Annotated in this window: 15 protein-coding genes and 1 pseudogene; 4 read left to right on the top strand and 12 right to left on the bottom strand. The window is 69.4% G+C overall.

All coding sequences use genetic code 11. The features are described 5' to 3' along the window. The first annotated feature begins 208 nt into the window (after positions 1–208). Positions 209–1,003 carry an acetolactate decarboxylase gene (gene budA, locus CLV54_RS06920; protein WP_100344188.1) on the top strand — a complete coding sequence of 265 codons (795 nt, stop codon included), beginning with the start codon at positions 209–211 and terminating at the stop codon, positions 1,001–1,003. Between the two features lie 83 nt (positions 1,004–1,086). On the opposite strand, the gene CLV54_RS18175 is transcribed toward budA, so the two are convergent. The 4 genes and pseudogenes from CLV54_RS18175 to CLV54_RS06940 form a co-directional block, all read right to left on the bottom strand. Beyond that, positions 1,087–1,302 carry an SDR family oxidoreductase gene (locus CLV54_RS18175; protein ID WP_342745262.1) on the bottom strand — a complete coding sequence of 72 codons (216 nt, stop codon included), beginning with the start codon at positions 1,300–1,302 and terminating at the stop codon, positions 1,087–1,089. Positions 1,303–1,335: 33 nt separating this feature from the next. Continuing rightward, positions 1,336–1,380 (bottom strand): annotated as a pseudogene (locus CLV54_RS18180) (hypothetical protein); the annotation flags it as partial. A 229-nt stretch (positions 1,381–1,609) separates the two neighbouring features. Beyond that, the gene (locus CLV54_RS06935; RefSeq protein WP_281258160.1) at positions 1,610–2,296 is read right to left on the bottom strand and encodes a response regulator; all 687 of its coding nucleotides are present in this window, start codon (positions 2,294–2,296) and stop codon (positions 1,610–1,612) included. Next, complete coding sequence (locus CLV54_RS06940; protein ID WP_157802861.1) at positions 2,293–3,576, bottom strand: sensor histidine kinase; 1,284 nt, start codon at positions 3,574–3,576, stop codon at positions 2,293–2,295. Before CLV54_RS06940 ends, CLV54_RS06935 begins: the two co-directional genes overlap by 4 nt. Before the next feature lie 490 nt (positions 3,577–4,066). Between CLV54_RS06940 and CLV54_RS06945 the strand changes: the two genes are divergently transcribed. Continuing rightward, positions 4,067–4,705, top strand: a complete 639-nt coding sequence (locus CLV54_RS06945; protein ID WP_100344418.1) for an RNA polymerase sigma factor — start codon at positions 4,067–4,069, stop codon at positions 4,703–4,705. Next, positions 4,702–5,253, top strand: a complete 552-nt coding sequence (locus CLV54_RS06950) for a hypothetical protein (RefSeq protein ID WP_100344191.1) — start codon at positions 4,702–4,704, stop codon at positions 5,251–5,253. Before CLV54_RS06945 ends, CLV54_RS06950 begins: the two co-directional genes overlap by 4 nt. A gap of 44 nt (positions 5,254–5,297) precedes the next feature. Here CLV54_RS06950 and CLV54_RS06955 read toward each other — a convergent pair whose 3' ends face one another. Next, positions 5,298–5,948: a hypothetical protein gene (locus CLV54_RS06955; RefSeq protein ID WP_100344192.1), complete on the bottom strand. Its 651-nt coding sequence runs from the start codon at positions 5,946–5,948 to the stop codon at positions 5,298–5,300. 254 nt (positions 5,949–6,202) lie between these two features. Between CLV54_RS06955 and CLV54_RS06960 the strand changes: the two genes are divergently transcribed. After that, positions 6,203–6,472 (top strand): sensor histidine kinase, encoded by a 270-nt coding sequence (locus CLV54_RS06960; protein WP_100344193.1) that lies wholly within the window; start codon positions 6,203–6,205, stop codon positions 6,470–6,472. Positions 6,473–6,516: 44 nt separating this feature from the next. On the opposite strand, the gene CLV54_RS06965 is transcribed toward CLV54_RS06960, so the two are convergent. The 7 genes from CLV54_RS06965 to CLV54_RS06995 form a co-directional block, all read right to left on the bottom strand. Then, positions 6,517–7,104 carry a signal peptidase II gene (locus tag CLV54_RS06965; RefSeq protein WP_170061960.1) on the bottom strand — a complete coding sequence of 196 codons (588 nt, stop codon included), beginning with the start codon at positions 7,102–7,104 and terminating at the stop codon, positions 6,517–6,519. A gap of 77 nt (positions 7,105–7,181) precedes the next feature. Then, positions 7,182–7,604, bottom strand: coding sequence for a VOC family protein (locus tag CLV54_RS06970; protein ID WP_100344195.1), 423 nt, complete (start codon positions 7,602–7,604; stop codon positions 7,182–7,184). A 118-nt stretch (positions 7,605–7,722) separates the two neighbouring features. Then, complete coding sequence (locus CLV54_RS06975; protein WP_211294464.1) at positions 7,723–8,817, bottom strand: tartrate dehydrogenase; 1,095 nt, start codon at positions 8,815–8,817, stop codon at positions 7,723–7,725. Continuing rightward, on the bottom strand, positions 8,814–10,295 hold the full coding sequence (locus CLV54_RS06980) for an MmgE/PrpD family protein (protein WP_100344196.1): 1,482 nt from the start codon (positions 10,293–10,295) through the stop codon (positions 8,814–8,816). Before CLV54_RS06980 ends, CLV54_RS06975 begins: the two co-directional genes overlap by 4 nt. 56 nt (positions 10,296–10,351) lie before the next feature. Continuing rightward, the gene (locus CLV54_RS06985; RefSeq protein ID WP_100344197.1) at positions 10,352–11,590 is read right to left on the bottom strand and encodes a M24 family metallopeptidase; all 1,239 of its coding nucleotides are present in this window, start codon (positions 11,588–11,590) and stop codon (positions 10,352–10,354) included. Further along, a complete protein-coding gene (locus CLV54_RS06990; RefSeq protein WP_100344198.1) occupies positions 11,590–12,057 on the bottom strand; it encodes a RidA family protein in 468 nt (155 codons plus the stop codon). Before CLV54_RS06990 ends, CLV54_RS06985 begins: the two co-directional genes overlap by 1 nt. Before the next feature lie 76 nt (positions 12,058–12,133). Then, entirely contained in the window at positions 12,134–12,907 is a 774-nt protein-coding gene (locus CLV54_RS06995) for a fumarylacetoacetate hydrolase family protein (protein ID WP_100344199.1), read from the bottom strand.

The following is a 12,907-nucleotide window of genomic DNA, read 5'->3' on the forward strand; positions in this document are numbered from 1 at the left end:
CCCAGCACCGTGAGGTGCGCATCACAACGCACCACTACTGTCGTACCCCCACGGATACCTCGGCGCCGCACGGCCGCCTCGGTGTGGGTCTCCGCGCGTCATCGTACGCCGCCAGCGACGACCGTATACCGCTCCTCGGGTTTCGGCAATGAGCATCACGCTGCTCGCGGCCTGCCAACGAGCGGATGCCGTGTGCCAGGGTAGTGCCATGACCACTCATGACTCGTTCCTCGGGTGGGCGCGCAACATCCTCGCCCACCGTCACGGCGGCTCCGGCATCCATCACGATGCCGAACGCGCCCACACGGTCTACCAGACGTCGACCATGAGCGCCCTCGTCGACGGCATCTACGACGGCGACGTGAGCGTCGCGGAGCTTCTCGGCCACGGCGACTTCGGCGTCGGCACCTTCAACCATCTCGACGGCGAGATGGTCGTGCTCGACGGCGTCTGCCACCACCTGCGCTCCGACGGCAGCGCTCACGTCGCGGATGACACCGAGCTCACCCCCTTCGCGGTCGTGACCTGGTTCGGGGCGGAGCAGACCTTCGCCGTGACGGAGCCCACCTCGAAGGCGCAGCTCGTGGAGTGGATCGACAGGACGATCGTGAGCGAGAACCTCTTCTACGCGGTGCGGGTGACCGGCAGCTTCGCGCGTGTGCACACCCGCACGGCCGTCGAGCAGCACCGGCCGTATCCGCGGCTGAGCGAGGCGGCCGCGGGGCAGGAGGAGATGGTCTTCACCGAGGTCACCGGCACTCTCGCCGGCTTCCGCACCCCCGACTACGAGCAGGGCATCTCGGTGGCCGGCTATCACCTGCACTTCCTCGACTCCGGTCGTCACCGCGGCGGCCACATGCTCGACTTCGTGCTCGATCACGGCGAGGTCGCCATCTGCGCCTCGAGCGATCTGCACCTGAGCCTGCCCCGCTCGGGCGCCTTCCTGCACGGCGATCTCGCGCCGCACGACCTCGACGCCCAGATCGAGCGCAGCGAGGGCTGAGTCAGGTCGTCACGGCGCGGAAAGCCCCGTCAGCACGGGATGCCGCGCCCGCGGAGGATGCCGCGCCCGCGGAGGATGCCGCGTCAGCGCCCGACTCGGGCGGTGCTCGCCACGAGACGGGTGGGCAGCACGCGCGACAGCGCGACGATGACCTTGTAGCGCGCCGTCGGGATCGAGACCGCCTTGCCTCTCGCGACGTCCCTCAGCGCGATGCGCACGAGCTGCTCCGCCTGCAGCCACAGGAGATCGGGGATGCCCTCGGTGCCGACATCCATCCGCTGGTGGAACTCGGTGCGCACGAAGCCGGGCGCGACCGCCGTGACGGAGACCCCGCGGGGCTTGTAGCTCGCGTTCGCCCAGCGGCTGAAGCTGATCAGCCACGCCTTCGCCGCGCCGTAGGTGCCGCGCGGGGTGAACCCGCGACGCTCGCGATGTTGACGATCGTTCCGCGGCGACGCGGCAGCATCTGGCCGAGAGCCGCATGGGTCAGCCGCAGCGGCACGGCGACGAGGAGCCCCGTGCCGCGGGCTGCCGGGCGAACTCGGCGCCGATGCCCGCGGTGGCGCCCGTGATCACTGCGAGGGGCCGTGTGCTCATAGCCCAAAACTAGCGGATGAGCCCGTTCTCGTAGGCGTGCGCCACGAGCTGCACCCTCGAGTGCATGCCGAGCTTGCCGAGGATGCTGGAGATGTGGCTCTTCACCGTGGTCTCGCTGATGAAGGCGGTCGCCGCGATCTCGGCGTTGCTCAGGCCGCGGGCCGCGAAGAGGAACACCTCCTTCTCCCTCGCCGAGAGCACCTCGATGGAGGTGTCGGCGGGCGGCAGCTCTCGCTGCGGCGCCAGATCGCGGATGAGCCCGACCGTGCTGCTCGGCGCGATGACGGACTGCCCGGCGTGCACCGCCCGGATCGAGGCGAGCAGGAACTCGGGTGTCGCGTCTTTCATGATGAAGCCGCTCGCGCCCGCGGTGATCGCGCTGAGCACGGCGACGTCGCGCTGATAGGTCGTGAGCACGATGATGTTCGGCGGCTTCGCGAGGCCCGCGGCCAGGATGCGCTCGGTCGCGGTCACGCCGTCGGCCTTCGGCATCCGGATGTCCATGAGGATGACGTCGGGCTGTTCCCGGAGCGCGAGCTCCACGATCTGCTCGCCGTCGTACGCGACGCCGGCGAAGGCGAGGTCGTCCTGCGACTCGACGAGCATGCGGATGCCGGAGCAGAAGAGCGTCTGGTCGTCGGCGATCGCCACCCGGATGGCGGGCGCGGCGAAGCTCGCGGGAGTCGTGGCTGTCACCGGGCCACGCTCCCCTCGACGGCGCCGGAGCGGAGGGCCTCGGCCGTGGGGATGAAGGCCGTGACGAGGAAGCAGCGCGGATCGTCGTCGTCCGTTCCCACCGTGAGCCATCCCCCGGCGAGCCGCGCGCGCTCACGCATCCCGCGCACCCCGCGCGTCGGGGCTCCGGATGCCGCAGGCACCCCGGCCGTCGCCGTCGACTCGCCCCTCGACGTCACGGTGAGCGCCAGCCCGGGCCCGCGCCAGTCGAAGGCGATCCGGGCCCGGGCCTGCGATCCCGCGTGCTTGAGGGCGTTCGTGAGGCTCTCCTGCACGATCCGGTAGACCGCGAGCTGCTGGCCGGTCGTGAGGGAGGCCTGCCCGCCGAACACGTCGAGCTCGACGGCCAGGCCGGCAGCGCGCATCCGCTCCAGCAGCGCCTCGAGATCGTCGAGGGTCGGATGCGAATGGCCTTCCGGCTCGGAGACCAGCGAGTCGATGAGCATCCGCACCTCGACGAGCGACTCCCTCGCCGACTGCGCGATCGCGATGAGGGAGGTCGTGGTCGACTCCGGGCGCTTCTCGGCGAGGTAGCGCGCACCGTCGGCCTGGGCGAGGATGACCGACAGCGAATGCGCCATGATGTCGTGCACGTCCTGTGCGATGCGGTCGCGTTCCGACGACAGCACGAGCTCGGCCTCGCTCACGGCGAGCTCGGCCTGCGCCTCCCGGCGCAGGGCCTCGCTCGTGTTGCGGTCCGAGCGGGCGCGGAGACCGAAGCCGATGAACCAGCAGGCGAGCGCGAGCGTCAGGATCACGATCGACCAGATCACGAAACTCGACCAGAGCTGCGGATCGTGCGGGCCCCACCCGTTCAGCACACCCGAGTCGTCGAACCAGGAGAGCCACGGCAGGGTGAGCAGAGCCGCGATCGCCACGGCGTAGACGCAGAAGAGCGGCAGCGACATCCTGCGCAGTGCGGCCGGGGCGACCCTCGACACCACGACTCCCACGACGAGCAGGCCGAGGTACGCGGGCCACGCGGTCTGCCCGAAGCGCATGAAGACCCCGAGCAGCTGGCCGAGCAGGAGGATGCCGATGAGCCCGACGGCGAGCCACGGCAGCAGCTTGCTCACCGCGATGGCCAGGCCGATCATCGCGAACGGCAGCCAGCCCCAGGTCGCCCAGCCCGAGTAGCCGTCCTCGAACCGACCGACCTCGGCGAACAGCCAGAACACCACGAATCCCAGGCCGACCACCGGTTCGACGGCCGGCCGCACCATTCTCTGCACAGACTTCACCCTTGCAACCGTACGAGCACGGGGCGGGATCTCGGCACGATCCGGCGCTTTTTCGTCCCCGAGGAGGAGGTGGCCCCTCCTCCGGGCCCGCGTCACGCGCACCCGGGTGCCCGATGTCGGGTGCCGGATGCCGGATGCCGGATGCGGATGCCGGAGTGTCGAGTGGCGGAGTGTCGAGAAGGGCCGCCTGCGAAGCCAGCACGCGGCCCTTCTCTTTCATCCCCCACTGTCGCCGACGCCTCGGAAGCAGAGCGGAATCCGCGCGCACGGCGACAACTGTGAAGTCACCTTTCAGCGCCCCACACCCACTGAATGTCCGCGCACCGCCGAAAGGTTCCATCCGCTCGCACAATCGTCGAAAAGAATCAGCTCGCCCGCGCACAGGCGCCGGCCGAGACGCCTCGCCGGTCGTCCCGCTCACGACGCGGAGAGGGAAAACGTGCGAGTGTGGAACCTTTCCGGGGTATGCGGACACTTCTGAGGTGTGCGGATGACATTCGAGCCGATGAGCGACGCGGCTTTGCTCACCCTCGCCGAGAACGGCGACGAGGGTGCCTTCGCCACGCTCTTCGACCGCTACCGCGACCGCGTCTACTATGCGGCACGACGTCTCATCGACAACTCGACCGACGCCGAGGACGTGACCGCGATGGTCTTCCTGGAGGCCTGGCGCGGCCGTCGGAAGATGATCGTGATCAACGGCTCGCTGCTGCCCTGGCTGCTCACCACGACGCTCAACGTGGCCCGGAACGCACGGCGGTCGAAGGCCCGCTACCGGGTGTTCCTCGACTCGCTGCCCGACCCGGGCCACGCCCCCGACCATGCCGACGACGTCGCGGCGTCCGTCGACAGGGTTCGCGGCGCCGATCCCCTGGCTCAGGCTTTCCGGTCCCTCAGCAAGAACGACCAGCTGATCCTGCTGCTCTGCGTCGTCGAGGAGCTGAGAGTGCAGGATGCCGCGGCCTACCTCGGCGTGCCCGAGGGCACGGTGAAGTCACGGCTCTCCCGCGCCAAGAACCGTCTGCGGCTCGCCGTGCTGCAGAGGCGCGGCGCGAGCGCCGCCCCTGCAGACGCCTCCGCCATCACCACTGCCGCCACTGAGGAAGCCGAGGGGAGCGTGACATCATGACCGATTACCTGAACGATGAGCGCGACTTCGCGCCGTTCGACGAGGCCCGGGGCGACGCCATCCGCACCGCGCTCATGGCGCACGTGGCCGAGGGCGCGAAGAAGCCCGCCCGCAAGCGCCGGCGCATCATCACGATCGTCGTGCCCTCCGTGCTCCTCGCGATCGCCGTGACGGGTGCGACCCTCTGGCTCGTGAAGCCCGTGACCGACCAGGGCGCCGTGCACTGCTTCGCGCGGGCGGAGATCGACTGGTTCGGCGGGTTCCCGGGAGCCACGGTCTCCGCCGCCGCCCCGAACGCCGAGCAGGTGCCCGTCGACGATGCCATCGCCCTGTGCACCCAGGTGTGGAAAGACGGGCTCCTCGACCCGGAGGTCGCCGACGGCACCCCACAGGGCCCCGACGGGCGGCCGATCGTGAACGAGCGGCGCGACAGCCCTGTTCCCGACCCGTTGACCGTGTGCGTCATGCGCGACGGCACGGCGGCCGTGCTGCCGGGGCCGGCGACGATCTGCAGCCGGGCGGGACTGGCCTCGAGGCAGGAGCGATGACGAGGGGGCGGCGATCCGGCCGCGGCCCCCTCGCCACCGGGCGGTCAGCTCTGACGGAACACGATCGAGCTCGTCGCGTCGTTCAGTCCGCCCATGCCGGAGCAGTACTGGTTGCAGCTGACGGACGAGCCGGTGTAGCTCGTGCCCTCGTAGTGCTGGCTGCGGCATCCCGCGTAGGCGTCGGCGGAGCTGACGCGGTTGTCCCACCCCGACAGCATCGACGGGAACCCGTAGGTGGTTCCGCCGCCGCACCCCGAGCCCGAGCTGCCGTACAGGTACCAGCTCGCACCGCCTCGGGCGGCATCGGCGTACTCGATGCCGAGGAGCACGCTCGCAGCCGGGGCGACGAGCGCACGAGCCCGAGAGCCGGTGCCCACCGCATCCGAGCCGTCGTTGAACGCGTCGATCTGGGCGCGGGTGAGCGGGCCGTCGACGACGAGCCCGGTGACGAACTCGATCGCGGCCTCTTCGCTCGAGAAGCAGTCGATGTCGACCGGACGGACGGACGCGGCGCGCGCCTCGGACGCGGGCACCCCCGCCGCGCAGACGGCGGAGTCCGCCGCAGCCGTGATGCTGCCGGCGGGCATCGTGCCGGCCTGCTCCGCGGCGTTCGCCGGCGCGGTGCCGCCAAGGGACATGACGACGATCGCGGCGGCTACGGCCGCGGGCGTGAGGGATCTTCTGAACCTGAACATGGTGTGCTCTGCCTTTCGTTGACGCGTGACACGACGGCCGCAGATGCGGCCGTCACTCTGTGAGTGTCCGAAAGCCGCGGAATCGTTCCCTTTTTCAGCCGGCACTCAGGTCGCCGGCTCGGAGGGACCCGCGCCGGGCTTCCCCGAACGGCGCGCGGCGGAGACGAACGACATAGGTGAACGGCCGGTTAACCGACCGACGATTTTCTTTGCGAGAAGGGGAACCTTTTCCGGCACTGCGGACATTCATCGATATGGAGCACACATACGAAGCCACGTCCGAAGCAGAACCCACCCATGCGCCCCGAGGCGCGGAGCCCGATGAGGCCCGCAGACGTCTCGCGCGCGAGCTCGACGAGAACGTGGCGCGCCGGCTCGCGCTGGCCGCGCAGAAGCTCGAAGAGCTCACCCTTCGGCAGAAGTGGGAGGACCGCGCCGAGCCGAGCGGCCTCGACGAGGTGACGGCGGCTCTCCGAGACGCCTTGAGACGGGTGCAGGAGATCTCCGCGACCATCCGGGGCTGACGAACACGCGAACACGGCAGCGGGCGGGCCTCGGCGAGCTCAGCTCACGGCGCCGAGGTGCCCTCCGGTGCGGCATCCGCGTCTTCTCCCTCGCGCGCGGCGGCAGCACCGTCGGGCGCCCGCAACGGGATGCCCCGCAGAGCCGCGATGAAGAGGATGACGACGCCCACGACGATCGCGATGTCGGCGACGTTGCCGATGAAGAAGTTCGCGTAGGCGATGAAGTCGACCACGTGCCCCTGGCCGAAGGCGGGCGGGCGCAGCAGGCGGTCGCCGAAGTGGGTCGCGGCCCCGCCGAGCACGAGGCCGAGGCCCACGGCCCAGACCGTCGAGCCCACGCGCCAGGCGAGCCAGACGAGGAGCACGGCGACCACACCGGTGACGATCGTGAAGACCCAGGTGACGCCCGTGCCCGTCGAGAAGGCGGCCCCGGGGTTGTAGACGAGCTGGAGGCCCAGGAGGTCGCCCAGCAGCGCGACCCGGCCGCTGCCGCTCAGTGCGCTCACCGCCCACCACTTGCTCAGCTGATCGGCGAGCACCACGACGACACCGATGGCGATCGTCCACCAGAACAGCCGGTGACCGGCGCGCCGCGGCTCGCTGTCGTGCGTTTCAGGGCTCGGATCGACCACGTTCGCTGGTTTCCTTCCGTCGGGAATTCCAGCTTCCCACACGGGAGGCCCGTGCGAACGCGGTCTGCTCCGCGCTGTTACGCCGGGGCGCCGGCGATGTTGATCATCCAGCTGACGCCGAACCGGTCGACGCACATGCCGAAGCTGTCGCCCCACGGAGCCGTCTCCAACGGCAGGGTGACCTGGCCGCCCTCGGACAGCTTGCTCCAGTAGCCGCGCAGCTCCGCGTCGTCATCGTGCTCGCCACTGAGGGAGACCGAGTAGTTGCTGCCGGGGGTGTAGTCCATGCTGTTGGGCGTGTCCGACGCCATCAGCACGAGGCCGCTGTCGGTCTCCAGCACGGAGTGCATGATCTTGTCGAGCTCGGCCGGGTCTTCGCTGGCGTGGAACTCCCCGAAGGTGCTGCGGGTGAGCGTGCCTCCGAAGACCGACTGGTAGAAGTCCATCGCGTCTTTCGCCGTGTCGCGGAATCCGAGATAGGGGTTGAGACGAGTACTCATGGTCTGATCTCCTCGCTGTTCAGGATGTTGTGCTCCGATTATCGACCTGTGTCCAGGCGAGCGCGAGCCCCCGAACCCGTATCGACGAGCCGCTGAGCCCGGGCTGATCGCGGAGGGGCTACGGCAGCGCCGAGGCGCCGAGCTCCTCTGCGATCGCCGCGCCCAGCTCCGCCGTCGTGCCCGTGCCGCCGATATCGGGGGTGAGAGGCGATCTCCGGGCACCCTTCGCGAGCACGGCCTCGATCGCGCTGACCACGGCTGCTGCGGCATCCTCGTGGCCGAGATGCTCGAGCATCATCGCTCCCGACCAGATCTGGCCGATCGGGTTCGCGATACCCCGGCCCGCGATGTCGGGCGCCGAGCCGTGCACGGGCTCGAACAGGCTCGGGAACTCGCGCGAGGGGTTGATATTGGCGCTCGGTGCGACCCCGATCGTTCCCGTACAGGCAGGCCCCAGATCGGACAGGATGTCACCGAAGAGGTTGCTCGCCACGACGACATCGAAACGGTCGGGGTGCAGCACGAAGTTCGCCGTGAGGATGTCGATGTGGTACTGATCGAGCCGCACCTCGGGAAAGCGGCGTCCCGCCTCTCTCACCCGCGAGTCCCACCAGGGCATCGTTATGGAGATCCCGTTGCTCTTCGTCGCGCTCGTGAGGTGGCGCGCCGGGCGCCTGTCGGCGAGTTCGAAGGCGAAGTCGAGGATGCGGTCCACGCCCGTGCGGCTCATGACCGTCTCCTGCAGCACGACCTCGCGATCGGTGCCTTCGAACATGATGCCTCCGACGCTCGAGTACTCCCCCTCGGTGTTCTCGCGCACGACGTAGAAGTCGATGTCCCCAGGTTCGCGCCCGGCGAGCGGGCTCGGGATGCCGGGCATCAGCCGGCACGGGCGCAGGTTGACGTACTGGTCGAAGCCGCGGCGGAACTTCAGCAGGCTCCCCCACAGCGAGATGTGGTCCGGCACCCTGTCCGGCCAGCCCACGGCCCCGAAGTAGATCGCGTCGAACGCCGACAGGGTCTCGAACCAGTCCTCCGGCAGCATGTCACCGTGCCGCTCATAGTATTCGGCGCTCGCGAAGTCGAACTCCGTGAACTCGAGCGAAAGGCCGAAGACGTCTGCGGCGGCACGCAGCACCCGCACGCCCTCGGGCATGACCTCGGTGCCGATGCCGTCGCCGGCGATGACCGCAATGCGCTGGCGGCCCGTCACGAGACCACGAACGACCGGAGGAGCTCGACGACCGAGGGCTCCTCTTCGAGGGAGAGCACTCGATCGGCCAGAGCCTGCGGGTCGGTTCGCACGCCGCCCCAGGCCAGGCAGTCGGAGAACTTCTCGATGAGCTCCTCGTCGGACATCGGGTTCTGCGGGCTGCCCTTGCCGAAACTCGCCCGCGTCTCGAGCCGGCGCCCGTCACGCAAGTGGATCGTGATGATCGTGGTCATGTTGTTGTAGCCGGCGGCCTCGGCCTCGGGGGCGACCCCGAAGTCGACCCGCTCGATGAGCTCGCGCACGTCGTCGCGCCGCACGACCTCGTCGGTGAACTGGGCGAGACCCGCGCGCCGTTCGAGCAGCAGGATCGCGACACAGAACTCCATGCTGAACTTCGCCTCGAGCTCGGTCGTCGGGCGGTGGTGGATGAGGGCGTTGGGCATGTGCCGGTTGGTTCCCACAGTCACCCGTTCCACCTGCTCAGGCCGCACGTCCTCGGCGAGGATGAGGTCGAGGAGCGCCCCCATGCCCGGGTGGGTGAGAGAGCCGGAGGGGTGCGGCTTGATCGAGACGCCAGGCTCCTCGAAGATCCACGGCCGGCCGAGCTGCTCGTGGACCGCCGTGGAGTCGTATCCACCTCCGGCCGCATGGAAGAAGCCCCGGCGGGCCTCGAGGACATCGGAGGCGGCGCTGAATCCTGCACCCGCGAGCTCGACGGCGAAGACCGCGCTCTCGGCGGCGTGACCGGCATGGAAGGGCTTCGTCATGGTGCCGAAGTTCTCGCGCAGCCCGGCCGCCTGCGTGGCGGCGAGGCCGAGCGCGATCCTGGTCTCGTGGTCGCCGAGCCCGAGAACCCGCGCGGCGCCCGCGGCCGAGCCGATCGTGCCGAGGGTGCCCGTCGCGTGGAAACCATCGTCGTAGTGCCGGGGGTCGATCGCCTCCGCGAGCTTCGTCGCGACCTCGACGCCGATCAGGTAGCCGAGCAGGAGGTCTGCACCGGTGCCGTTCGCCCGCTCGACGAGGGCGAGCGAGGAGGGCAGCACGGGAGCGGTCGGGTGCGTCAGCAGGCCGTAGACCCGATCCGATCGCACCGCCAGCTGTGTGTCGTCGTAATCGTGGGCGTGGATGGCGAGGCCGTTCATAAACGCGGCGAAGCGGGCCGGCATCCGCGTGCCCGTGCCGAGCGTCGTCGCGTCGGGCCGCAGCTCTCCGTAGCTGCCGATCAGCTCGCCCGGGATCGTCGCAGCCTGCGTGACCGAGCCTGCCACGGCGAGACCGAGGCCGTCGAGCAGCGAGCGCTTGCCCTGCTCGACGACGGCCCGGGGGATGTCGGAGAGCCGGGCCGTGCGCACGAACTCGGCGACCTCCTTCGTGATCTCGAGAGTGGCGCTGTAGTCGCTCGTGCTGTCGGCGAAAGCACTCACGCTCGAGCCCTCGGCAGCGCCGGGGGAAACGTTCTGCGGTGTGGGATGGTTCATTTCTGTCTTCCTCATTCGTTGACGTGGTGTCGAGTGCAGCGGGTGGGGATGAAGCTCTAGATGGTGTGGAGCCGGGTGGGCAGCGTGTTGAAGATCTCGATGCCGTCGTCGGTGACGACGTAGTTGTCCTCCATCTGGAAGCCGCCGAGCCCTCGCACGTAGTAGGGCCGCTCGAAGGCCATAACCATCCCGGGCAGCAGCGGGCGCTCCTCTCCATCGGTGACGTAGGGCGCCTGCTCCCCGATGCCGATGCCGACGGCGTGCCCGTGGTGGCCGCGGGTGTAGGTGGGCAGCCCGTGCTTGCGGATGGTGCCCTCACAGGCCCGGAAGACCTCGCCCATGCTCGTGCCCGGCCGCAGCAGCTCGAAGCCGGCCTGGCTCCCCTCTGCGAGCGCGTCGGCGACGCGCAGCGTCTGCGGCCCGGGCTCACCGGCCGAGAAGGTGTAACCGATGTCGGATGCGAGCCCGTCGATCTGCACGCCGCAATCGATCCAGATGACGTCGCCCTCGCGCACGGGGATCTCGTTGCGGGAGACGATGGGCCCGACCCCACCACCCGTCGAGATGTAGACGCGCATGTCTTCGAGGCCCTCGGTCGCGGGGTCGTTCCTGACCGCGTCCATGATCGCGAGCTGGTACTCGAGCCTCAGCTGCGAGACCGTTTTGCCGCGGGGGTCGGCGTCGAGGAAGATTCTGCGCACTCCGAGCTCGGCGAGCTGGGTGGCGCGACGCAGAGCCTCTACCTCCCCGGGGGTCTTGATCGCCCGCAGATCTTCGAAGAGATGCGTCGCATCGACGAACTCGATATCGGTGAACTCCCCCTCGAGCGCAGCGAGCAGGGCGGAGGGGATCATGGCGCGTTCGAGCCCGATCCGACGGCCGCGCAGACCGCGGTCGTCGAGCAGGTCGCGCAGGATCGCGAGGGTCTGCTCGCGGCTGAACTGCACGGGTTTCTCGACGACCGTCGTCCGATTGGTCTCGAGGTCGTGCAGGTCGTCCATCTCGACCCACAGCTGCACCGTTCTCACGTCGTCGAAACGCGAGCGGATGCGAGCCCAGTGCTCCTCGAACTGCCCGACGACGAACGCGGGCGGCAAGGAGGGGTCCGCGCAGAACAGGGCGCAGAAGATGCCTTTCAGCTTGGGGTTCGCCGGAGCGTGCCCCGTGAGGTAGCGCACGTTCTCGACGCTGAACGGCAGCACGGCGTCGAGGCCCTGTGCCTCCATCGCGGCGCGCACGCGCTCGAGGTCGGCGCGGGGAAGGGATTGTGTGAACGGCGAGCTCTCGAGCTGCATCAGTCGACCTCCAGGACGAGTTCTACTTCCATGGCCATGTTGTGGGGGATGACGGCGACACCGATCGCCGCTCGGGAGTGCCGACCCTTCTCGCCGAAGACATCGACGAGCACGTCGGATGCGCCGTTCATCACGTGCGGCTGCTGGTAGAAGCCGGGGTCGCTCGCGATGTAGCCGAGGGCCTTGACCACGCGGGTCACCCGATCCAGGCTTCCCAGCGCCTCCTTCGCCGAGGTCAGGCAACCGAGCACGCACAGCCTCGCGGCGTCGTACCCCTCCTCGACCGTCAGCTCGGCGCCGAGCTTGCCCGTGTGCACGACCTCCCCGTCCACGTCGCGGGGGCCGTGCCCGGAGACGAAGAGGAGGTCGCCCGTTCTCACGGTCTTCACGAGGTTGGCGATCGTCGACGTCCTCGGTTTCGGGAGCTGCAATCCGAGCTCCGCCAGCCGCTCATCTATCGCTGACATGGGGTGGTTCCTTTCTCTGAGCCGATCGTGGGGCCGGCGGTGGTGTCGGTGAGAGGGTCGGTGACGGCGGAGGACATCAGGCGACGGTCATCGTCAGGGCGCCGACGCCGTCGATGTCGACCCGGAGGTCGTCGCCCGAGACGATCCCCGGCGGCACGCCGGGGGTTCCGGTGTAGAAGAGGTCGCCGGGCTCGAAGGTGATGTACCGGCTGGCGAAGACGAGCAGCTCGAGGGGAGAGAAGATCATCTCCCCGACCGTCGTCTGCTGCTTCACCTCGCCGTTGATGCGCGTCGTGAGGGCGACATCGGGCCCCGGAACCCCGCGGGCGATCCGTGGGCCGATCGGTGAGAACGTGTCGGAGCCCTTCGCGCGCCAGAAGTGGCGATCGGCCCGCTGGAAGTTGCGCGCGCTGATGTCGAAACCGCAGGTGTAGCCGAAGATCGCCTGCGCGGCCGTCTCGGGCGTGAGGTGCTTGGCCCGACGGCCGATGACGAGCACGAGCTCGCCCTCCGCCTCGACGATGTCGGCGTCATCCGGCAGCACGACCTGGCGGCCCGGCCCGATCACCGAGGAGATCGGCTTGTAGAAGAGCTCGGGCTTCTCGGGCGGATCGCGCCGGATCGCGTGGCTGACGTAGTTGACCGCCGCCGCCACGATCTTGCCCGGTGCGACGGGTGCCAGTAGCCGCACATCGTCGAGGCGGAGCTCGGGCCCCGTCGTCGCCGAGCCGCCGAAGGGGTCGCCCTCGAGCGCGTGCACGGCTTCCCCGCTCCACGCCACGTAGCTCCACCCGCTCTCGGTGGCTGCCTGGACTCTGCCGATCGCATCGTCACGTGCGAGATCTGCCAT

The sequence above is a fragment of the Compostimonas suwonensis genome (assembly GCF_002797855.1).
Taxonomy (GTDB): Bacteria; Actinomycetota; Actinomycetes; order Actinomycetales; family Microbacteriaceae; genus Compostimonas; species Compostimonas suwonensis.